Below are 19,072 nucleotides of genomic sequence, written 5' to 3'. Positions count from 1 at the left end.
CTCTACTTCGAGAGCTATGTCGTTATCGATCCAGGCATGACCACCCTTGAAAAAGGTCAGCTGCTCAACGACGAGCAGTACTTCGAAGCGCTGGAAGAGTTCGGCGACGATTTCGATGCCCGCATGGGTGCCGAAGCTGTCCGCGAACTGCTGCACGCTATCGACCTGGAACACGAGATTGGCCGCCTGCGTGAAGAAATTCCGCAAACCAACTCCGAAACCAAGATCAAGAAGCTGTCCAAGCGTCTGAAGTTGATGGAAGCCTTCCAGGGTTCCGGCAACCTGCCAGAGTGGATGGTGCTGACCGTTCTGCCGGTTCTGCCGCCAGATCTGCGTCCACTGGTCCCGCTCGATGGCGGTCGCTTCGCGACTTCCGACCTCAACGATCTGTATCGTCGAGTGATCAACCGTAACAACCGCTTGAAGCGCCTGCTGGATCTGTCCGCTCCGGACATCATCGTGCGCAACGAAAAGCGTATGTTGCAGGAAGCCGTCGACGCACTGCTCGACAACGGTCGTCGTGGCCGCGCTATCACCGGCTCCAACAAGCGTCCTCTGAAATCCCTGGCTGACATGATCAAGGGTAAGCAGGGTCGTTTCCGTCAGAACTTGCTCGGTAAGCGTGTTGACTACTCCGGCCGTTCGGTAATTACCGTAGGTCCGACCCTGCGTCTGCACCAGTGCGGTCTGCCGAAGAAGATGGCTCTCGAGCTGTTCAAACCGTTCATTTTCGGCAAGCTTGAAATGCGTGGTCTCGCTACCACCATCAAGGCTGCCAAGAAGATGGTCGAGCGCGAGCTGCCAGAGGTTTGGGACGTTCTCGCTGAAGTGATTCGCGAACACCCGGTTCTTCTCAACCGTGCACCGACCCTTCACCGTCTGGGTATCCAGGCGTTTGAACCGGTACTGATCGAAGGTAAGGCTATCCAGCTGCACCCTCTGGTCTGCGCCGCGTACAACGCCGACTTCGACGGCGACCAAATGGCCGTGCACGTACCGCTGACGCTGGAAGCCCAGCTCGAAGCGCGTGCGTTGATGATGTCGACCAACAACATTCTGTCGCCAGCCAACGGTGAGCCAATCATCGTTCCGTCGCAGGACGTTGTATTGGGTCTGTACTACATGACTCGTGAAGCGATCAACGCCAAGGGCGAAGGTCGTGTGTTCGCGGATCTGCAAGAAGTTGACCGTGTGTTCCGTGCCGGCGAAGCCGCACTGCACGCCAAGGTCAAGGTGCGGATCAACGAAACCGTCAACGACCGTGATGGCGGCAGCGTGAGCAACACCCGTATCGTCGACACCACTGTCGGCCGTGCGCTGTTGTTCCAGGTTGTGCCAAAAGGTCTGTCCTACGACGTCGTCAACCTGCCGATGAAGAAAAAGGCGATCTCCAAGCTGATCAACCAGTGCTATCGCGTGGTTGGTCTGAAAGAGACCGTGATCTTCGCTGACCAGTTGATGTACACCGGTTTTGCTTATTCGACCATTTCCGGCGTTTCCATCGGTGTTAACGACTTCGTTATCCCGGATGAAAAAGCCCGCATCATCAATGCTGCTACTGATGAAGTGAAAGAGATCGAAAGCCAGTACGCCTCCGGCCTGGTAACCCAGGGCGAGAAGTACAACAAAGTGATCGACCTTTGGTCCAAGGCGAACGACGAAGTTTCCAAGGCGATGATGGCCAACCTCTCGAAAGAGAAAGTCATCGACCGTCATGGCGTCGAAGTSGACCAGGAATCCTTCAACTCGATGTACATGATGGCCGACTCGGGTGCGCGGGGTTCCGCAGCACAGATTCGTCAGCTGGCCGGTATGCGTGGCCTGATGGCCAAGCCGGACGGTTCCATCATTGAAACGCCGATTACCGCGAACTTCCGTGAAGGTTTGAGCGTACTTCAGTACTTCATCTCCACTCACGGTGCTCGTAAGGGTCTTGCGGATACCGCGTTGAAAACGGCTAACTCCGGTTACCTGACTCGTCGTCTGGTAGACGTTGCACAAGATCTGGTTGTAACCGAGATCGATTGCGGCACCGAGCACGGTCTGCTGATGACTCCGCACATTGAAGGCGGTGACGTTGTAGAGCCGTTGGGTGAGCGCGTATTGGGTCGTGTTATCGCCCGTGACGTATTCAAGCCAGGTACCGAGGACGTCATCGTTCCTGCCGGCACCCTGGTAGACGAGAAGTGGGTCGAGTTCATCGAGCTCAACAGCATCGACGAAGTGATCGTGCGTTCGCCGATCAGCTGCGAAACCCGTTTCGGCATCTGCGCCAAGTGCTACGGTCGTGATCTGGCTCGTGGTCACCAGGTGAACATCGGTGAAGCGGTCGGCGTTATCGCTGCCCAGTCCATCGGTGAGCCGGGTACCCAGCTGACGATGCGTACGTTCCACATCGGTGGTGCGGCAAGCCGGACCTCCGCAGCCGACAGCGTTCAGGTGAAGAATGGCGGTACTGTCCGTCTGCACAACCTGAAGCATGTTGAGCGAGTGGATGGTCACCTGGTTGCCGTGTCCCGTTCCGGTGAGCTGGCCATCGCTGATGACTTCGGTCGTGAGCGTGAGCGTTACAAGCTGCCATACGGTGCCGTGATTTCGGTTAAAGAAGGTGACAAGGTCGAAGCTGGCGCCATCGTGGCCAAGTGGGATCCGCACACTCACCCGATCGTTACCGAAATGAAAGGTACCGTGACCTACGTGGGCATGGAAGAAGGCATCACGATCAAGCGTCAGACTGACGAATTGACCGGTATGACCAACATTGAAGTACTCGACGCCAAAGATCGTCCAGCTGCCGGTAAGGACATCCGTCCTGCCGTGAAGATGGTCGACGACAACGGCAAGGATCTGTTGCTGCCAGGCACTGACGTTATCGCTCAGTACTTCCTGCCAGCCAACGCCCTGGTTGGTGTAGCGGATGGTGCGAAGATCGCGATCGGTGATGTTATCGCTCGTATCCCGCAAGAGACTTCGAAGACTCGYGACATCACCGGTGGTCTGCCGCGTGTTGCCGACTTGTTCGAAGCCCGTCGTCCGAAAGAAGCGTCGATTCTGGCTGAAGTCAGCGGCACCATCGCGTTCGGTAAAGAGACCAAAGGCAAGCGCCGTCTGGTTATTACCCCGAACGACGGTACCGATCCGTACGAAGAGCTGATTCCGAAGTGGCGTCACCTGAACGTGTTCGAAGGCGAACAGGTAAACCGCGGCGAAGTTATCTCCGACGGTCCGAGCGATCCACACGACATCCTGCGTCTGCTGGGTGTGAGTGCGCTGGCCAAGTACATCGTCAACGAGATCCAGGACGTTTACCGTCTGCAAGGCGTGAAGATCAACGACAAGCACATCGAGACCATCCTGCGTCAGATGCTGCGTAAAGTTGAGATCGCTGAATCCGGCGATTCCAGTTTCATCAAGGGCGACCAGATGGAATTGACTCACGTACTGGTAGAGAACGAGCGTCTGAGCGGCGAAGACAAGTTTGTCTCCAAGTTCACTCGCGTTCTGCTGGGTATCACCAAGGCGTCGTTGTCCACCGAATCGTTCATCTCGGCGGCTTCCTTCCAGGAAACCACTCGCGTACTGACCGAGGCGGCGGTAACCGGCAAGCGCGATTACCTGCGCGGCCTGAAAGAAAACGTGGTCGTGGGTCGTCTGATCCCGGCTGGTACCGGCCTGGCTTATCACAGCGAGCGTAAGCGCCGCCGTGATGCAGACAAGCCGTTGCGCGTAAGCGCCAGTGAAGTGGAAGCTGCACTGACCGAAGCGCTGAACTCGAGCGGTAACTGAGTTCTGCGGTAAATGAGTGTGAGGCCCTGGTCACTCCGTTCATCGAATCGAGACAATTTGTCGAGATTGGATGAGCGGGGAGGGCGGGGCCTTGCCTTGACTGGGGACAAGATCCTCTTTAGACTCTTGTACCCCTAAATTTGGCGGGAACTCGTTCCTGCCATTTTGCTTTTCTTGCAAGACAATAGCGTCGCAAGACAACAGTGGAGCTAGTAGATGGCAACTATCAACCAGCTGGTACGTCAGCCGCGTAAGCGTATCGTCGAGAAATCCGACGTGCCTGCGCTGCAGAACTGCCCGCAACGCCGTGGCGTGTGCACCCGTGTGTACACCACCACGCCGAAAAAACCTAACTCGGCACTGCGTAAAGTATGCCGTGTGCGCCTGACCAACGGTTTCGAGGTTTCCTCGTACATCGGCGGTGAAGGCCACAACCTGCAAGAGCACAGCGTGGTACTGATCCGCGGCGGTCGTGTAAAAGACTTGCCAGGTGTTCGTTACCACACCGTTCGCGGTTCGTTGGATACTTCCGGTGTTAAAGGTCGTAACCAGGGTCGTTCGAAGTACGGTACCAAGCGTCCGAAGTAATCGGCCGTTTTGCAGTTTTTCATTTTATTGAGTCGATAAGAGTAAGGTCGGGCACGCATCCATAGGAGCTGTCCCGGGCTAACCTGAAGACCGTTTGAGGGCTTATCAATGCCAAGACGTCGCGTAGCAGCCAAGCGTGAGATTCTGGACGATCCGAAATACGGAAGCCAAATCCTCGCCAAATTCATGAACCACGTAATGGAAAGCGGCAAGAAAGCCGTTGCCGAGCGTATCGTTTATGGTGCCCTGGATACCGTGAAGGCTCGTAAGGCCGGCACCGATCCCCTGGAACTCTTCGAAAAAGCACTCGACGCCATCGCTCCGCTGGTCGAAGTGAAGTCGCGCCGCGTTGGTGGTGCTACTTACCAGGTTCCGGTCGAGGTTCGTCCTTCCCGTCGTAACGCTCTGGCAATGCGCTGGTTGGTAGACTACGCCCGCAAGCGCGGCGAGAAGTCTATGGCTCTGCGTTTGGCTGGCGAACTGTTGGACGCTGCTGAAGGTAAAGGTGCTGCAGTTAAGAAGCGTGAAGACGTTCACCGTATGGCTGAAGCCAACAAGGCTTTCTCGCACTACCGCTTCTAATTTTAGCGTCACTAATTTTGCGAGGGCTTTATGGCTCGTACAACACCGATTAATCGCTACCGTAACATTGGTATCGTTGCACACGTGGATGCTGGTAAAACCACCACCACCGAGCGCGTCCTTTTTTACACTGGCAAAAGTCACAAAATGGGCGAGGTGCATGACGGCGCCGCGACCACAGACTGGATGGTGCAGGAGCAGGAGCGTGGTATTACCATTACTTCTGCTGCCATTACCGCCTTCTGGCAGGGTTCTGCGAAGCAGCACAAGGACCAGTACCGTTTCAACGTCATCGATACCCCGGGCCACGTAGACTTCACTATTGAAGTTGAGCGTTCCCTGCGCGTACTCGACGGCGCGGTCGTTGTGTTCTGTGGTACTTCCGGCGTTGAGCCTCAGTCCGAAACCGTATGGCGTCAAGCCAACAAGTACGGTGTTCCACGTATCGTTTACGTGAACAAAATGGACCGTGCCGGTGCGAACTTCCTGCGTGTGATCGCTCAGATCAAGCAGCGTCTGGGTCACACTCCGGTGCCTATCCAGTTGGCTATCGGTTCCGAAGACAACTTCCAGGGTCAGATCGATCTGATGACCATGGAAGCGGTTTACTGGAACGATGCCGACAAGGGTATGACTCCTCGTCGTGAAGCTATCCCTGCCGAACTGCAGGAACTGGCTGAAGAGTGGCGCAACAACATGGTTGAGGCTGCGGCCGAAGCCAGCGAAGAGCTGATGAACAAGTACCTTGAAGGTGAAGAACTCACCATCGAGGAAATCAAGGGTGCTCTGCGTCAGCGTACTATCGCTGGTGAGATCGTTCTGGCTGTTTGCGGTTCTTCCTTCAAGAACAAGGGTGTTCCCCTGGTTCTCGACGCCGTTATCGACTACCTGCCGGCTCCAACCGACATTCCTGCCATCAAGGGTACCGACCCGGATGACGAGGAAAAGCAGATGGAGCGTCATGCAGACGACAACGAGCCGTTCTCGGCTCTGGCGTTCAAGATCGCTACCGACCCATTCGTGGGTACCTTGACTTTCGTCCGTGTTTACTCGGGCGTGCTGGCCTCCGGCGACGGCGTGATCAACTCGGTCAAAGGCAAGAAAGAGCGCGTGGGTCGTATGGTGCAGATGCACGCAAACGCCCGTGAAGAGATCAAGGAAGTACGCGCTGGTGACATCGCGGCCCTGATCGGCATGAAGGACGTCACCACTGGTGAAACCTTGTGCAACGCTGACAAGCCAATCATCCTGGTTCGCATGGACTTCCCGGAGCCGGTTATTTCGGTTGCCGTAGAGCCTAAGACCAAGGATGACCAGGAAAAAATGGGTATCGCTCTGGGCAAACTTGCTCAGGAAGACCCGTCTTTCCGCGTCAAGACTGATGAAGAGACTGGTCAAACGATCATCTCTGGCATGGGCGAACTGCACCTGGACATCCTGGTTGACCGGATGCGCCGTGAGTTCAACGTCGAAGCCAACATCGGCAAGCCTCAGGTTTCGTATCGTGAGCGCATCACGAAGAACTGCGAAATCGAAGGCAAGTTCGTTCGTCAGTCCGGTGGTCGTGGCCAGTTCGGCCATTGCTGGATCCGTTTTGCTCCTGCTGACGAAGGTCAGGAAGGTCTGCAATTCGTGAACGAAGTAGTGGGTGGTGTGGTTCCTAAGGAATACATCCCGGCTATCCAGAAGGGTATCGAAGAGCAGATGAAGAACGGCGTTGTTGCCGGCTATCCGCTGATCGGCCTGAAGGCTACCGTGTTTGATGGTTCTTACCACGACGTCGACTCGAACGAGATGGCGTTTAAGGTGGCTGCTTCCATGGCGACCAAGCAACTGGCCCAGAAGGGCGGTGGTGAGTTGCTCGAGCCGATCATGGCGGTAGAGGTTGTTACGCCTGAAGACTATATGGGTGACGTGATGGGCGACCTTAACCGTCGTCGCGGCATGATTCTGGGTATGGAAGACACGGTCTCCGGCAAGGTGATCCGTGCTGAAGTTCCGTTGGGCGAGATGTTCGGTTATGCGACCGACGTTCGTTCGATGTCCCAGGGTCGCGCAAGCTACTCTATGGAATTCAAAAAATACAATACAGCTCCGTCGCACATCGTCGAAACTGTAACCAAAAAACAAGGCTGATTCAGTCCTTTAGGCAAGGAGTTAATTGTCGTGGCTAAAGAAAAATTTGATCGTTCCCTACCGCACGTCAACGTTGGCACCATCGGTCACGTTGACCACGGTAAAACCACTCTGACCGCAGCTCTGACTCGCGTTTGCTCCGAAGTTTTCGGTTCCGCAATCGTTGATTTCGATAAAATCGACAGCGCGCCAGAAGAAAAAGCTCGTGGTATCACCATCAACACCGCGCACGTCGAGTACAACTCGAAGATCCGTCACTACGCTCACGTTGACTGCCCAGGTCACGCTGACTATGTGAAGAACATGATCACCGGTGCTGCCCAGATGGATGGCGCGATCCTGGTTTGCTCGGCCGCTGATGGTCCGATGCCACAAACCCGTGAACACATCCTGCTGTCCCGTCAGGTAGGCGTTCCGTACATCGTGGTTTTCCTGAACAAGGCTGACCTGGTAGACGACGCTGAGCTGCTGGAACTGGTCGAGATGGAAGTTCGCGACCTGCTGTCCACCTACGACTTCCCGGGCGATGACACTCCAATCATCATCGGTTCGGCTCGTATGGCGCTGGAAGGCAAAGACGACAACGAAATGGGCACCACTGCCGTTCGTAAACTGGTTGAAACTCTGGACAGCTACATCCCAGAACCAGAGCGTGCTATCGACAAGCCATTCCTGATGCCAATCGAAGACGTATTCTCGATCTCGGGTCGTGGTACTGTTGTGACTGGTCGTATCGAGCGCGGTATCGTTCGCGTTCAAGATGCACTGGAAATCGTTGGTCTGCGTGACACCACCACCACCACCTGCACCGGTGTTGAAATGTTCCGCAAGCTGCTCGACGAAGGTCGTGCTGGCGAGAACTGCGGCGTTCTGCTGCGTGGTACCAAGCGTGACGACGTTGAGCGTGGCCAGGTTCTGGTTAAGCCGGGTTCGGTTAAGCCGCACACCAAGTTCACCGCAGAAGTTTACGTTCTGAGCAAGGAAGAAGGCGGTCGTCACACTCCGTTCTTCAAAGGCTACCGTCCACAGTTCTACTTCCGTACTACTGACGTGACTGGTAACTGCCAGCTGCCAGAAGGCGTTGAAATGGTAATGCCAGGTGATAACATCCAGATGGAAGTTACCCTGATCAAGACCATCGCAATGGAAGACGGCCTGCGTTTCGCTATCCGTGAAGGCGGTCGTACCGTCGGCGCTGGCGTCGTGGCCAAAATCATCGAGTAAGCATCTCTTTTGAGATAGCTTCGATGCTTTGAAAAGCCCCCGCTCAGCGGGGGCTTTTTTATTGGGTTGACACCCATCTGGGGCGTCTATAGAATTGCGCCTCCTTTTAACGGGCGTATTGCGCCCGGTGGGAATAGCAGCCGGAGTCTGAAATCCAATGCAAAATCAGCAAATCCGTATCAGGTTGAAGGCTTTCGACCATCGCCTGATCGACCAATCAACCCAGGAAATCGTGGAAACCGCGAAACGTACTGGTGCTCAAGTGCGTGGTCCAATTCCACTGCCTACCCGTAAAGAGCGGTTCACCGTTCTGGTCTCCCCGCACGTCAACAAAGACGCGCGTGACCAGTACGAGATCCGTACTCATAAGCGCGTTCTGGACATCGTCCAGCCAACGGATAAAACCGTTGATGCTCTTATGAAGCTTGATCTTGCGGCCGGTGTGGAAGTGCAGATCAGCCTCGGCTAAGACTCGGTCTTAGTCGTGTAACGCTCTGAAATGGGCGGCCATAGCGGGTGAAAGCCCCGTACACTCATGAGGTTTACAACATGACTATTGGTGTAGTCGGTCGTAAATGCGGTATGACCCGTATTTTCACCGAAGAAGGTGTCTCCATTCCGGTCACGGTCATTGAGATCGAACCGAATCGCGTCACCCAGTTCAAAACTGAAGAGACCGATGGCTATCGTGCAGTGCAAGTCACTGTCGGCGAGCGTCGCGCTTCGCGTGTAACAGCAGCTCAGGCTGGCCACTTCGCTAAGGCGAATGTTGCCGCTGGTCGTACCGTAATGGAATTCCGCCTTGAAGAAGGCGAGTACCAGGCCGGCGATCTGATCAACGCTGAAATCTTCGCCGCTGGTCAACTGGTTGATGTAACCGGTCAGTCCAAGGGTAAAGGCTTCCAGGGTACGATCAAGCGTTGGAATTTCCGCGGGCAAGATAACACCCACGGTAACTCCGTATCCCACCGCGTTCCAGGCTCTATCGGCCAGTGCCAGACTCCTGGTCGTGTATTCAAGGGCAAAAAAATGTCCGGTCATATGGGCGCTGAGCGCGTGACCGTGCAGTCCCTCGAAGTAGTGCGCGTGGACGCTGAACGCAATCTGTTGTTGGTCAAGGGCGCTGTTCCTGGCGCTACTGGCGGCAACTTGGTTGTACGTCCAGCAGCCAAGGCTCGCGGTTAAGGGGAAGCTGACATGCAATTAAATGTAAATGACGCTCAAGCGATCGAAGTTTCCGAACTGACATTTGGCGGCGAGTTCAACGAGACGCTGGTTCACCAAGCAGTCGTGGCCTACATGGCTGGCGGCCGTCAGGGTTCCAAGCAGCAAAAGACCCGTTCCGACGTTCGTGGTGGCGGCAAGCGCCCATGGCGTCAGAAAGGTACTGGCCGTGCTCGTGCCGGTACTATCCGTAGCCCAATCTGGCGTGGCGGCGGTACCACTTTCGCAGCTCGTCCACAGGATCACTCCCAGAAGCTGAACAAGAAGATGTATCGCGCAGCAATGCGTTCCATCCTTGCTGAGCTGGTGCGTACTGATCGTCTGGTCGTGGTTCAGGATTTCGCCGTTGAAACGCCGAAAACCAAAGACCTGCTGGGCAAGCTGAACAACATGAGCCTGACCGACGTTCTGATCGTGTCGGACGCTGTTGATCAGAACCTGTACCTGGCTGCTCGTAACCTGCCACACGTAGATGTACGTGACGTGCAAGGTTCCGATCCAGTTAGTCTGATCGCATACGACAAGGTGTTGATCACCGTGTCGGCCGTGAAGAAATTCGAGGAGCTGCTGGGATGAACCAGGAACGCGTATTTAAAGTTCTGCTTGGCCCGCACGTTTCCGAGAAGGCTACGGTTCTGGCAGACAAGAAAGGCCAGTTCGTTTTCAAGGTTGCGACCGACGCAACCAAGCTGGAAATCAAGAAGGCCGTCGAAAGCCTGTTCAGCGTGAAAGTAGAGCGTGTTACTACCCTGAATGTTCTGGGTAAGAGCAAGCGCACTGCTCGCGGTCTGGGCAAGCGTAATGACTGGAAGAAGGCAGTTATCTCCCTTCAGCCAGGCCAAGATCTCGATTTCAGCAGCAGTGCTGAGTAAGGAAGGGGTGCATCATGGCAATCGTTAAATGCAAACCGACTTCCCCTGGCCGCCGTTTTGTGGTCAAGGTGGTCAATCAGGAGCTGCATAAAGGCGCTCCTCACGCACCGCTGCTCGAGAAAAAATCGAAGACTGGTGGTCGTAACAACAATGGCCGTATTACTACCCGTCATATCGGTGGTGGTCATAAGCAGCATTATCGTATGGTCGATTTCCGTCGCAACGACAAAGATGGCATCGTCGCCACTGTCGAGCGTATCGAATACGATCCAAACCGTACTGCTCACATCGCACTGCTGTGCTACGCAGACGGCGAGCGCCGCTACATCATCGCCCCTAAAGGCGTGAGTGCTGGCGACCAGCTGATCGCAGGCGCACTGGCTCCAATCAAGCCAGGCAACGCTCTGCAACTGCGCAACATTCCAGTCGGTTCCACCGTACACGGCATCGAACTGAAGCCGGGTAAAGGCGCACAGATCGCTCGTTCCGCTGGTGCTTCGGCTCAGCTGATCGCTCGTGAAGGCGTTTACGTGACCCTGCGTCTGCGTTCCGGTGAAATGCGTAAAGTCCTGGCTGAATGCCGTGCGACCCTGGGCGAAGTCTCGAACTCCGAGCACAGCCTGCGTTCGCTGGGTAAAGCTGGTGCCAAACGCTGGCGTGGCGTTCGCCCAACCGTTCGTGGTGTTGCCATGAACCCGGTTGACCACCCACATGGTGGTGGTGAAGGTCGTACCTCTGGTGGTCGTCATCCGGTATCGCCATGGGGCTTCCCGACTAAGGGCGCGAAGACTCGTGGTAATAAGCGTACCGACAAAATGATCGTCCGTCGTCGCAAGTAAATAGAGGGATACGACAGTGCCACGTTCTCTGAAAAAAGGTCCTTTTATCGATCTTCACCTACTGAAGAAGATCGAAGTGGCGGCGGAAAAGAACGATCGCAAACCGGTGAAAACCTGGTCGCGTCGTTCGATGATCCTGCCACAAATGGTCGGTCTGACCATCGCAGTACACAACGGTCGTCAGCACGTCCCAGTTCTCGTGAACGAAGACATGGTCGGCCACAAACTGGGCGAGTTCGCCGGTACCCGCACTTATCGCGGGCACGTGGCAGACAAGAAAGCCAAGCGTTAAGGGGTTAGGAAATGGAAGTAGCCGCTAAGTTGTCGGGCGCTCGAATCTCCGCCCAGAAAGCCCGCTTGGTCGCCGACCAGATCCGCGGGAAGAAGGTGGGCGAAGCGCTCAACCTGTTGGCTTTCAGCAGTAAGAAAGCCGCCGAGATCATGAAGAAAGTGCTGGAGTCGGCCGTAGCCAACGCCGAGCATAACGAAGGCGCAGACGTTGATGACCTGAAGGTCAGCACTGTTTTCGTCAACGAAGGGCGTTCGCTGAAGCGCATCATGCCACGTGCCAAAGGCCGTGCTGATCGCATCGTCAAGCGGTCTTGCCATATCACTGTCAAGGTTGCTGACAAGTAACGGAGTCGAAGAGATGGGTCAGAAAGTACATCCCATTGGCATTCGCCTGGGAATCGTCAAGGAGCACACCTCCGTCTGGTACGCAGACGGTCGGACTTATGCGGACTATTTGCTCGCAGATCTGAAGGTGCGTGAGTATCTCCAAGACAAACTAAAAAGCGCGTCCGTAAGCCGTATCGATATCCATCGTCCGGCCCAAACTGCACGTATCACCATCCACACCGCTCGTCCAGGTATCGTTATCGGGAAGAAAGGTGAAGATGTTGAGAAACTGCGTCAGGACCTGACCAAGCAAATGGGTGTGCCTGTGCACATCAATATCGAAGAGATCCGCAAGCCGGAACTCGACGGTATGCTGGTTGCGCAGAGCGTAGCTCAGCAGCTGGAGCGTCGCGTAATGTTCCGTCGTGCTATGAAGCGCGCCGTACAGAACGCCATGCGCATTGGTGCCAAAGGCATCAAAATCCAAGTGAGCGGTCGTCTCGGCGGTGCTGAAATCGCACGTACTGAATGGTATCGCGAAGGTCGTGTGCCATTGCACACCCTGCGTGCCGACATCGACTATGCCAACTACGAAGCTCACACCACCTACGGTGTGATCGGTGTAAAGGTTTGGATCTTCAAAGGCGAAGTAATTGGTGGTCGCCAAGAAGAACTGAAACCACAAGCACCAGCGCCTCGTAAAAAAGCTGCTAAGTAAGGGGTACGCCAAATGTTGCAACCAAAGCGTACGAAGTTCCGCAAGCAAATGACTGGTCACAACCGTGGCCTGGCATTGCGCGGTAGCAAAGTCAGCTTCGGCGAGTTCGCGCTGAAGTCTGTTGCTCGTGGTCGTCTCACCGCTCGTCAGATCGAGTCAGCGCGTCGTGCTCTGACCCGTCACGTAAAACGTGGCGGCAAGATCTGGATCCGTGTATTCCCGGACAAGCCTATTTCCAAGAAGCCACTCGAAGTTCGGATGGGTAAAGGTAAGGGTAACGTCGAATACTGGGTTGCCCAGATTCAGCCAGGCAAAGTCCTGTATGAAATCGAGGGTGTTTCTGAAGAGCTGGCGCGTGAGGCTTTCGCCCTGGCTGCTGCAAAGCTGCCGCTCGCCACCTCCTTTGTTAAACGGACGGTGATGTGATGAAAGCGAATGAACTTCGTGAAAAATCCGCACAGCAGCTGAACGAGCAACTGCTCGGCTTGCTGCGCGACCAGTTCAATCTGCGTATGCAGAAAGCAACTGGCCAGTTGGGGCAGTCTCATCTGCTCTCGCAAGTTAAGCGTGACATCGCTCGCGTGAAGACTGTGCTCAACCAGCAGGCAGGTAAGTAATCATGGCTGAAGCCGAAAAAACTGTCCGTACGCTGACTGGCCGTGTTGTCAGCGACAAGATGGACAAAACCATCACCGTTCTGATCGAGCGTCGCGTTAAGCACCCGATCTACGGTAAATACGTTAAGCGTTCGACTAAGCTGCACGCGCACGACGAAACCAATCAGTGCCACATCGGCGACAAAGTCACTATTCGTGAAACTCGTCCTTTGGCCAAGACCAAGTCTTGGGCGCTGGTTGATGTTCTCGAACGCGCTGTGGAAGTCTAAGGACTAGGGGTCGGAGAAATTATATGATTCAGACTCAATCCATGCTCGATGTGGCCGATAACAGCGGCGCTCGCCGCGTTATGTGCATCAAGGTGCTGGGTGGCTCCCATCGTCGTTACGCTGGTATCGGTGACATCATCAAAGTTACCGTCAAGGAAGCAATTCCTCGCGGTAAAGTGAAAAAAGGCCAAGTGATGACTGCTGTTGTAGTCCGCACTCGTCACGGCGTACGTCGTGCTGATGGCTCCATTATCCGCTTTGATGGCAACGCTGCTGTTCTTCTGAACAACAAGCAAGAGCCGATCGGCACCCGTATCTTTGGGCCAGTGACCCGTGAACTTCGTACTGAGAAGTTCATGAAGATCGTCTCGCTCGCCCCAGAAGTGCTGTAAGGAGATCCGACATGCAAAAGATTCGTCGTGACGACGAGATCATCGTGATCGCCGGCAAAGACAAAGGTAAGCGCGGTAAGGTGCTTAAGGTTCTCGCTAACAACCGTTTGGTTATTGGTGGTCTGAACCTGGTCAAGCGTCATACCAAGCCTAACCCGATGTCGGGCGTGCAGGGCGGTATCGTCGAAAAAGAAGCTCCACTGGATGCTTCTAACGTCGCCATTTTCAACGGCGAAACCAACAAGGCTGACCGCGTTGGTTTCAAAGTAGAAGACGGCAAGAAAATTCGTGTCTTCAAGTCGACCCAAAAAGCGGTTGATGCTTGAACACTGCTAGGTAGATGAGACCATGGCACGACTAAAAGAGATTTACCGGAAGGAAATTGCTCCGAAACTTAAGGAAGAACTTAAGCTTTCGAACGTGATGGAAGTTCCGCGCGTTACCAAAATCACCCTGAACATGGGTCTGGGCGAAGCGATCGGCGACAAAAAAGTCATCGAGCACGCTGTTGCTGACCTGGAAAAGATCACCGGCCAGAAAGTCGTTGTGACCTACGCTCGCAAATCCATCGCTGGCTTTAAAGTCCGTGAAGGTTGGCCGATCGGCGTCAAAGTGACCCTGCGCCGTGAGCGTATGTACGAGTTCCTGGATCGTCTGCTGTCGATCTCCCTGCCTCGGGTTCGCGACTTCCGCGGCCTGAATGCCAAGTCCTTCGATGGTCGTGGTAACTACAGCATGGGCGTGAAAGAGCAGATCATCTTCCCGGAAATCGACTACGACAAGATCGATGCTCTCCGCGGTCTGGACATCACCCTGACCACCACTGCCAAGAACGATGATGAAGGCCGCGCTCTGCTGCGTGCGTTCAAATTCCCGTTCCGCAACTGATTGGAGTAGGACCATGGCCAAGATGAGCATGAAAAACCGCGAGCTGAAGCGTCAGCTCACGGTTGCCAAGTACGCCAAGAAGCGTGCAGCACTGAAAGCTATCATCGTTGATCTGAACGCAAGTCCAGAAGCGCGTTGGGAAGCTACAGTAGCCCTGCAGAAGCAGCCACGTGACGCAAGCGCTTCGCGCATGCGTAACCGCTGCCGCCTGACCGGTCGTCCACACGGCGTTTACCGCAAGTTCGGCCTCGGCCGTAACAAGCTGCGTGAAGCTGCCATGCGTGGTGACGTACCGGGTCTGGTTAAAGCCAGCTGGTAAGTACTTTCAAAGTCTCGGTGGAAAGGTTCGCAAGATCCTGACCACCGGTGGCCTTGAATCTGGATCAAGCCCCTTTTGGGGCTTGATTCATTTCTGGGGTGTGTCTAGAATACCCGGCTCGCCTGAGCCCGTGTTTTTCATGCTCGGAGATTCTCGGCGACACGTAATAGCCGCAAGGCTAATTTTTTTGTATTAGGAGCGTCTAGCCCATGAGTATGCAGGACCCGTTAGCGGACATGCTAACTCGTATCCGTAATGCCCAGATGGCTGAAAAGTCCGTCGTAAGCATGCCATCTTCCACGTTGAAGGTAGCTGTTGCCAAAGTCCTGAAGGACGAAGGTTACATTGCGGGTTATCAGATCAGCAGCGAAATCAAACCACTGCTGTCCATCGAGCTGAAGTACTTCGAAGGCCGTCCGGTTATCGAAGAAGTGAAGCGCGTTAGCCGTCCAGGCCTGCGTCAGTACAAGTCCGTCGATGATCTGCCAAAAGTTCGTGGCGGTCTCGGTGTGTCTATCGTCTCCACCAACAAAGGTGTGATGACGGATCGTGCTGCGCGCGCTGCCGGTGTCGGCGGCGAAGTTCTTTGCACTGTGTTCTAAGGGGGGATAAGCATGTCTCGCGTCGCTAAGAACCCCGTTAAGCTGCCAGCCGGTGTCGAAGTAAAATTCGCAGGCCAACAGCTTTCGGTGAAGGGTGCCAAGGGTACTCTTGAACTGAACATCCATTCGTCCGTTGAGATCGTTGAAGAAGCTGGTGAGCTGCGTTTCGCTGCTCGCAATGGCGATCAACAGACTCGCGCAATGGCTGGTACCACTCGTGCGTTGGTAAACAACATGGTCCAAGGCGTAAGCCAAGGCTTCGAGCGCAAGCTCCAGCTGGTCGGTGTTGGTTACAAAGCGCAAGCAAAAGGCACAGTGCTGAACCTGGCTCTTGGCTTCTCGCACCCAGTGGATTACGAACTGCCGGAAGGCATCACCGCTGAGACTCCTAGCCAGACCGATATCCTGATCAAGGGCATCGACAAGCAGCTGGTAGGTCAAGTGGCCGCCGAGATCCGCGACTTCCGTCCACCAGAGCCGTACAAAGGCAAAGGTGTGCGCTACGCGGACGAAGTCGTCCGTCGTAAAGAAGCCAAGAAGAAGTAGGGCATAGCAAATGACCGACAAAAAAGTTACTCGACTGCGTCGCGCTCGCAAAGCACGCCTGAAAATGCACGAACTCGAAGTCGTGCGTCTCTGCGTGTTCCGCTCTTCGCAGCACATCTACGCCCAGGTCATTTCGGCCGACGGCAACAAAGTCCTGGCGAGCGCCTCGACTTTGGATAAAGAACTGCGTGATGGTGCCACCGGCAACATCGACGCGGCCACTAAGGTTGGCCAGCTGGTCGCTACGCGTGCTAAGGCCGCTGGCGTCTCGCAAGTGGCTTTCGACCGCTCTGGCTTCAAGTACCACGGCCGCGTTAAAGCGCTGGCTGATGCTGCTCGTGAAGCTGGGCTGGAGTTCTAAGTTATGTCAAATAACGACCAAAAGCGCGACGAAGGCTACATCGAGAAGCTGGTTCAAGTTAACCGCGTAGCCAAAACCGTTAAAGGCGGCCGTATCTTCACTTTCACCGCGTTGACCGTGGTTGGTGATGGTAAGGGCCGTGTTGGCTTCGGCCGTGGCAAGTCGCGTGAAGTGCCTGCTGCGATCCAGAAGGCAATGGAAGCTGCTCGCCGCAACATGATCCAGGTTGATCTGAACGGCACCACTCTGCAGTACGCAATGAAGTCCGCTCACGGCGCTTCGAAGGTGTACATGCAGCCTGCTTCTGAAGGTACCGGTATCATCGCTGGCGGCGCTATGCGTGCTGTCCTCGAAGTTGCTGGCGTTCAGAACGTTCTGGCCAAGTGCTACGGCTCGACTAACCCGGTAAACGTGGTTCACGCCACTTTCAAGGGTTTGAAAGCAATGCAGTCTCCTGAATCCATTGCCGCCAAGCGTGGCAAAAGCGTCAAGGAGATCTTCTGATCATGGCTACCGTAAAAGTAACGCTGATCAAAAGCATGACCGGCCGCATCCCTAACCACAAACTGTGCGTTAAGGGTCTGGGTCTGCGTCGCATCGGTCACACTGTAGAAGTCCAGGATACTCCCGAGAATCGCGGGATGATCAACAAGGCTTACTACATGCTGCGTGTCGAGGGTTAATCGATGAAACTCAATGATCTGAGTCCAGCGCCGGGTTCCCGTCGCGAAAAGCATCGTCCGGGCCGTGGTATCGGTAGCGGTTTGGGTAAGACTGGTGGCCGTGGTCACAAAGGTCAGACCTCCCGCTCCGGTGGCACCATTGCTCCAGGCTTTGAAGGCGGTCAACAGCCRCTGCATCGTCGCCTGCCGAAGTTCGGTTTCGTTTCCCTGAAAGCCATGGACCGCGCAGAAGTGCGTCTGTCCGAGCTGGCTAAAGTGGAAGGCGACATCGTCACCGTGCAGTCCCTGAAAGATGCCAACGTGATCAACGTCAACGTACAGCGTGTGAAAATCATGCTGTCCGGTGAAGTGACTCGCGCTGTCACTATCGGCAAGGGAATCGGCGCCACCAAAGGTGCGCGTGCGGCTATCGAAGCAGCTGGCGGCAAGTTCGAGGAATAAATGGCTAAGCAAGGTGCTCTCTCTGCGCTCGGCAAAGGCGGTATGTCTGAACTCTGGGCTCGTCTGCGTTTTCTGTTCCTGGCGATTATCGTCTACCGAATAGGCGCACACATCCCGGTTCCAGGTATCAACCCGGACCGACTCGCGGACCTGTTTCGACAGAATGAGGGGACCATTCTTAGCTTGTTCAACATGTTTTCCGGCGGCGCGCTGGAACGGATGAGCATCTTTGCACTGGGGATCATGCCGTACATCTCGGCATCGATCATCATGCAACTGATGACCGCCGTCAGCCCGCAGCTGGAGCAGTTGAAGAAGGAAGGTGAAGCTGGCCGTCGCAAGATCAGCCAGTACACCCGCTACGGCACTGTCGTCCTCGCTCTCGTCCAGGCTATTGGCATGTCCATTGGTCTGGCGGGGCAGGGCGTTGCGTTCACTGGTGACTTTGGCTTCCATTTCGTCGCGGTATCCACGTTTGTGGCTGGTGCGATGTTCATGATGTGGCTGGGTGAGCAGATTACTGAGCGTGGTGTTGGCAACGGTATCTCGATGTTGATTTTTTCGGGTATCGTCGCCGGTCTTCCGAGAGCAATCGGGCAGTCTTTCGAGTCTGCGCGTCAGGGTGATATCAACATCTTCGCCCTGGTTGCCATCGGTTTGCTGGCAGTAGCGATTATCGGTTTCGTGGTGTTCATTGAGCGTGGTCAGCGTCGTATTGCTGTTCACTACGCCAAGCGTCAGCAAGGCCGCAAGGTCTTTGCCGCGCAGACCAGCCACTTGCCGCTGAAGGTGAACATGGCCGGTGTTATTCCGGCTATTTTCGCGAGCAGCATTTTGCTGTTCCCGGCTTCGTTGGGTGCCTGGTTCGGTCAGTCTGAAGGTATGGGCTGGTTGCAGGACATCTCGCAGTCGATCGCTCCTGGTCAGCCGTTGAATATTCTGCTGTTTAGTGCAGGGATTATTTTCTTCTGCTTCTTCTATACGGCGTTGATGTTCAATCCGAAAGACGTAGCGGAAAACCTGAAGAAGTCCGGTGCCTTTATTCCGGGCATCCGTCCAGGTGAGCAGTCTGCGCGCTACATTGATGGCGTTCTGACTCGCTTGACCATGTTCGGTGCTCTTTACATGACGGCCGTCTGCCTGTTGCCCCAGTTCCTGGTGGTTGCAGCCAACGTACCGTTCTACCTTGGCGGGACCTCGTTGCTGATCGTCGTCGTGGTTGTGATGGACTTCATGTCCCAAGTACAATCGCACCTCGTTTCGCACCAGTACGAATCCCTGATGAAGAAAGCCAACCTGAAGGGTTACGGCAGCGGCATGCTGCGCTGACCCATAAGGTTCGAGGAGTTGGTGATGAAAGTTCGTGC

The 19,072-nt window shown here is 55.2% G+C and carries 27 protein-coding genes; all 27 read left to right on the top strand.

The genetic code is table 11. From position 1 onward, the window contains the following. A partial coding sequence (gene rpoC / locus AC1DU9_RS26635) for a DNA-directed RNA polymerase subunit beta' (RefSeq protein WP_477811024.1) occupies positions 1-3,786 on the top strand: 3,786 nt, incomplete at its 5' end. Between the two features lie 216 nt (positions 3,787-4,002). Further along, positions 4,003-4,374, top strand: a complete 372-nt coding sequence (gene rpsL, locus AC1DU9_RS26630; RefSeq protein WP_003186084.1) for a 30S ribosomal protein S12 — start codon at positions 4,003-4,005, stop codon at positions 4,372-4,374. Positions 4,375-4,482: 108 nt separating this feature from the next. Then, positions 4,483-4,956, top strand: a complete 474-nt coding sequence (gene rpsG, locus AC1DU9_RS26625) for a 30S ribosomal protein S7 (protein WP_007994653.1) — start codon at positions 4,483-4,485, stop codon at positions 4,954-4,956. Between the two features lie 30 nt (positions 4,957-4,986). Next, positions 4,987-7,092 (top strand): elongation factor G, encoded by a 2,106-nt coding sequence (gene fusA, locus AC1DU9_RS26620; protein ID WP_007994652.1) that lies wholly within the window; start codon positions 4,987-4,989, stop codon positions 7,090-7,092. Between the two features lie 30 nt (positions 7,093-7,122). Next, positions 7,123-8,316, top strand: coding sequence for an elongation factor Tu (tuf, locus tag AC1DU9_RS26615; RefSeq protein WP_008053875.1), 1,194 nt, complete (start codon positions 7,123-7,125; stop codon positions 8,314-8,316). A gap of 157 nt (positions 8,317-8,473) precedes the next feature. Continuing rightward, positions 8,474-8,785, top strand: coding sequence for a 30S ribosomal protein S10 (gene rpsJ, locus AC1DU9_RS26610; RefSeq protein WP_003186070.1), 312 nt, complete (start codon positions 8,474-8,476; stop codon positions 8,783-8,785). 80 nt (positions 8,786-8,865) lie between these two features. Then, positions 8,866-9,501, top strand: a complete 636-nt coding sequence (gene rplC / locus AC1DU9_RS26605; RefSeq protein ID WP_003186059.1) for a 50S ribosomal protein L3 — start codon at positions 8,866-8,868, stop codon at positions 9,499-9,501. A gap of 12 nt (positions 9,502-9,513) precedes the next feature. Further along, on the top strand, positions 9,514-10,116 hold the full coding sequence (gene rplD, locus AC1DU9_RS26600; RefSeq protein ID WP_003228735.1) for a 50S ribosomal protein L4: 603 nt from the start codon (positions 9,514-9,516) through the stop codon (positions 10,114-10,116). Continuing rightward, positions 10,113-10,412, top strand: a complete 300-nt coding sequence (gene rplW, locus AC1DU9_RS26595; protein ID WP_002555488.1) for a 50S ribosomal protein L23 — start codon at positions 10,113-10,115, stop codon at positions 10,410-10,412. Before rplD ends, rplW begins: the two co-directional genes overlap by 4 nt. 14 nt (positions 10,413-10,426) lie before the next feature. Further along, positions 10,427-11,251: a 50S ribosomal protein L2 gene (gene rplB, locus AC1DU9_RS26590; protein ID WP_003228734.1), complete on the top strand. Its 825-nt coding sequence runs from the start codon at positions 10,427-10,429 to the stop codon at positions 11,249-11,251. A 16-nt stretch (positions 11,252-11,267) separates the two neighbouring features. Next, a complete protein-coding gene (gene rpsS / locus AC1DU9_RS26585; protein WP_002555486.1) occupies positions 11,268-11,543 on the top strand; it encodes a 30S ribosomal protein S19 in 276 nt (91 codons plus the stop codon). 11 nt (positions 11,544-11,554) lie between these two features. Then, on the top strand, positions 11,555-11,887 hold the full coding sequence (gene rplV / locus AC1DU9_RS26580) for a 50S ribosomal protein L22 (RefSeq protein WP_003103908.1): 333 nt from the start codon (positions 11,555-11,557) through the stop codon (positions 11,885-11,887). Positions 11,888-11,900: 13 nt separating this feature from the next. After that, positions 11,901-12,587 carry a 30S ribosomal protein S3 gene (gene rpsC / locus AC1DU9_RS26575; protein ID WP_008065719.1) on the top strand — a complete coding sequence of 229 codons (687 nt, stop codon included), beginning with the start codon at positions 11,901-11,903 and terminating at the stop codon, positions 12,585-12,587. A gap of 12 nt (positions 12,588-12,599) precedes the next feature. Beyond that, complete coding sequence (rplP, locus tag AC1DU9_RS26570; RefSeq protein ID WP_003228729.1) at positions 12,600-13,013, top strand: 50S ribosomal protein L16; 414 nt, start codon at positions 12,600-12,602, stop codon at positions 13,011-13,013. Further along, a complete protein-coding gene (gene rpmC, locus AC1DU9_RS26565) occupies positions 13,013-13,204 on the top strand; it encodes a 50S ribosomal protein L29 (protein ID WP_002555481.1) in 192 nt (63 codons plus the stop codon). Before rplP ends, rpmC begins: the two co-directional genes overlap by 1 nt. A gap of 2 nt (positions 13,205-13,206) precedes the next feature. Next, positions 13,207-13,473: a 30S ribosomal protein S17 gene (rpsQ, locus tag AC1DU9_RS26560; RefSeq protein WP_003176419.1), complete on the top strand. Its 267-nt coding sequence runs from the start codon at positions 13,207-13,209 to the stop codon at positions 13,471-13,473. A 23-nt stretch (positions 13,474-13,496) separates the two neighbouring features. After that, positions 13,497-13,865, top strand: coding sequence for a 50S ribosomal protein L14 (gene rplN, locus AC1DU9_RS26555; protein WP_002555479.1), 369 nt, complete (start codon positions 13,497-13,499; stop codon positions 13,863-13,865). A gap of 11 nt (positions 13,866-13,876) precedes the next feature. After that, on the top strand, positions 13,877-14,191 hold the full coding sequence (gene rplX, locus AC1DU9_RS26550; RefSeq protein ID WP_003176416.1) for a 50S ribosomal protein L24: 315 nt from the start codon (positions 13,877-13,879) through the stop codon (positions 14,189-14,191). 22 nt (positions 14,192-14,213) lie between these two features. Beyond that, positions 14,214-14,753: a 50S ribosomal protein L5 gene (rplE, locus tag AC1DU9_RS26545; RefSeq protein ID WP_003210069.1), complete on the top strand. Its 540-nt coding sequence runs from the start codon at positions 14,214-14,216 to the stop codon at positions 14,751-14,753. A gap of 13 nt (positions 14,754-14,766) precedes the next feature. Beyond that, a complete protein-coding gene (gene rpsN, locus AC1DU9_RS26540) occupies positions 14,767-15,072 on the top strand; it encodes a 30S ribosomal protein S14 (protein WP_003176414.1) in 306 nt (101 codons plus the stop codon). Between the two features lie 209 nt (positions 15,073-15,281). Continuing rightward, a complete protein-coding gene (gene rpsH, locus AC1DU9_RS26535) occupies positions 15,282-15,674 on the top strand; it encodes a 30S ribosomal protein S8 (RefSeq protein WP_003186040.1) in 393 nt (130 codons plus the stop codon). Positions 15,675-15,686: 12 nt separating this feature from the next. After that, positions 15,687-16,220 (top strand): 50S ribosomal protein L6, encoded by a 534-nt coding sequence (rplF, locus tag AC1DU9_RS26530; RefSeq protein ID WP_003176412.1) that lies wholly within the window; start codon positions 15,687-15,689, stop codon positions 16,218-16,220. A 10-nt stretch (positions 16,221-16,230) separates the two neighbouring features. Then, complete coding sequence (rplR, locus tag AC1DU9_RS26525) at positions 16,231-16,581, top strand: 50S ribosomal protein L18 (RefSeq protein WP_003186037.1); 351 nt, start codon at positions 16,231-16,233, stop codon at positions 16,579-16,581. Between the two features lie 3 nt (positions 16,582-16,584). Further along, entirely contained in the window at positions 16,585-17,085 is a 501-nt protein-coding gene (gene rpsE, locus AC1DU9_RS26520; protein WP_003186035.1) for a 30S ribosomal protein S5, read from the top strand. 2 nt (positions 17,086-17,087) lie between these two features. Further along, the gene (rpmD, locus tag AC1DU9_RS26515; protein ID WP_003176408.1) at positions 17,088-17,264 is read left to right on the top strand and encodes a 50S ribosomal protein L30; all 177 of its coding nucleotides are present in this window, start codon (positions 17,088-17,090) and stop codon (positions 17,262-17,264) included. 3 nt (positions 17,265-17,267) lie between these two features. Beyond that, the gene (gene rplO / locus AC1DU9_RS26510; protein ID WP_003228720.1) at positions 17,268-17,705 is read left to right on the top strand and encodes a 50S ribosomal protein L15; all 438 of its coding nucleotides are present in this window, start codon (positions 17,268-17,270) and stop codon (positions 17,703-17,705) included. Continuing rightward, positions 17,706-19,034, top strand: a complete 1,329-nt coding sequence (gene secY / locus AC1DU9_RS26505; protein WP_003228718.1) for a preprotein translocase subunit SecY — start codon at positions 17,706-17,708, stop codon at positions 19,032-19,034. The last annotated feature ends 38 nt before the right edge of the window (positions 19,035-19,072 follow it).

Source organism: Pseudomonas sp. P4_C1 (genome assembly GCF_056402155.1).
This window is presented reverse-complemented; position numbering and strand designations above follow the sequence as displayed.

Excerpts from the sequence above, each read along its gene's own strand:
- rpsG (WP_007994653.1), top strand. The coding sequence starts at position 4,483 with ATGCCAAGACGTCGCGTAGCAGCCAAGCGTGAGATTCTGGACGATCCG.
- rpsQ (WP_003176419.1), top strand. The coding sequence starts at position 13,207 with ATGGCTGAAGCCGAAAAAACTGTCCGTACGCTGACTGGCCGTGTTGTC.
- rpsJ (WP_003186070.1), top strand. The coding sequence starts at position 8,474 with ATGCAAAATCAGCAAATCCGTATCAGGTTGAAGGCTTTCGACCATCGC.
- rplX (WP_003176416.1), top strand. The coding sequence starts at position 13,877 with ATGCAAAAGATTCGTCGTGACGACGAGATCATCGTGATCGCCGGCAAA.
- rplN (WP_002555479.1), top strand. The coding sequence starts at position 13,497 with ATGATTCAGACTCAATCCATGCTCGATGTGGCCGATAACAGCGGCGCT.
- rpsE (WP_003186035.1), top strand. The coding sequence starts at position 16,585 with ATGTCAAATAACGACCAAAAGCGCGACGAAGGCTACATCGAGAAGCTG.
- rplP (WP_003228729.1), top strand. The coding sequence starts at position 12,600 with ATGTTGCAACCAAAGCGTACGAAGTTCCGCAAGCAAATGACTGGTCAC.
- rplF (WP_003176412.1), top strand. The coding sequence starts at position 15,687 with ATGTCTCGCGTCGCTAAGAACCCCGTTAAGCTGCCAGCCGGTGTCGAA.
- rpsC (WP_008065719.1), top strand. The coding sequence starts at position 11,901 with ATGGGTCAGAAAGTACATCCCATTGGCATTCGCCTGGGAATCGTCAAG.
- fusA (WP_007994652.1), top strand. The coding sequence starts at position 4,987 with ATGGCTCGTACAACACCGATTAATCGCTACCGTAACATTGGTATCGTT.
- rpsH (WP_003186040.1), top strand. The coding sequence starts at position 15,282 with ATGAGTATGCAGGACCCGTTAGCGGACATGCTAACTCGTATCCGTAAT.
- rpsL (WP_003186084.1), top strand. The coding sequence starts at position 4,003 with ATGGCAACTATCAACCAGCTGGTACGTCAGCCGCGTAAGCGTATCGTC.
- rplD (WP_003228735.1), top strand. The coding sequence starts at position 9,514 with ATGCAATTAAATGTAAATGACGCTCAAGCGATCGAAGTTTCCGAACTG.
- rplW (WP_002555488.1), top strand. The coding sequence starts at position 10,113 with ATGAACCAGGAACGCGTATTTAAAGTTCTGCTTGGCCCGCACGTTTCC.
- rplR (WP_003186037.1), top strand. The coding sequence starts at position 16,231 with ATGACCGACAAAAAAGTTACTCGACTGCGTCGCGCTCGCAAAGCACGC.
- rplC (WP_003186059.1), top strand. The coding sequence starts at position 8,866 with ATGACTATTGGTGTAGTCGGTCGTAAATGCGGTATGACCCGTATTTTC.
- rpmC (WP_002555481.1), top strand. The coding sequence starts at position 13,013 with ATGAAAGCGAATGAACTTCGTGAAAAATCCGCACAGCAGCTGAACGAG.
- rplE (WP_003210069.1), top strand. The coding sequence starts at position 14,214 with ATGGCACGACTAAAAGAGATTTACCGGAAGGAAATTGCTCCGAAACTT.
- rplB (WP_003228734.1), top strand. The coding sequence starts at position 10,427 with ATGGCAATCGTTAAATGCAAACCGACTTCCCCTGGCCGCCGTTTTGTG.
- secY (WP_003228718.1), top strand. The coding sequence starts at position 17,706 with ATGGCTAAGCAAGGTGCTCTCTCTGCGCTCGGCAAAGGCGGTATGTCT.
- rpmD (WP_003176408.1), top strand. The coding sequence starts at position 17,088 with ATGGCTACCGTAAAAGTAACGCTGATCAAAAGCATGACCGGCCGCATC.
- rplV (WP_003103908.1), top strand. The coding sequence starts at position 11,555 with ATGGAAGTAGCCGCTAAGTTGTCGGGCGCTCGAATCTCCGCCCAGAAA.
- rpsN (WP_003176414.1), top strand. The coding sequence starts at position 14,767 with ATGGCCAAGATGAGCATGAAAAACCGCGAGCTGAAGCGTCAGCTCACG.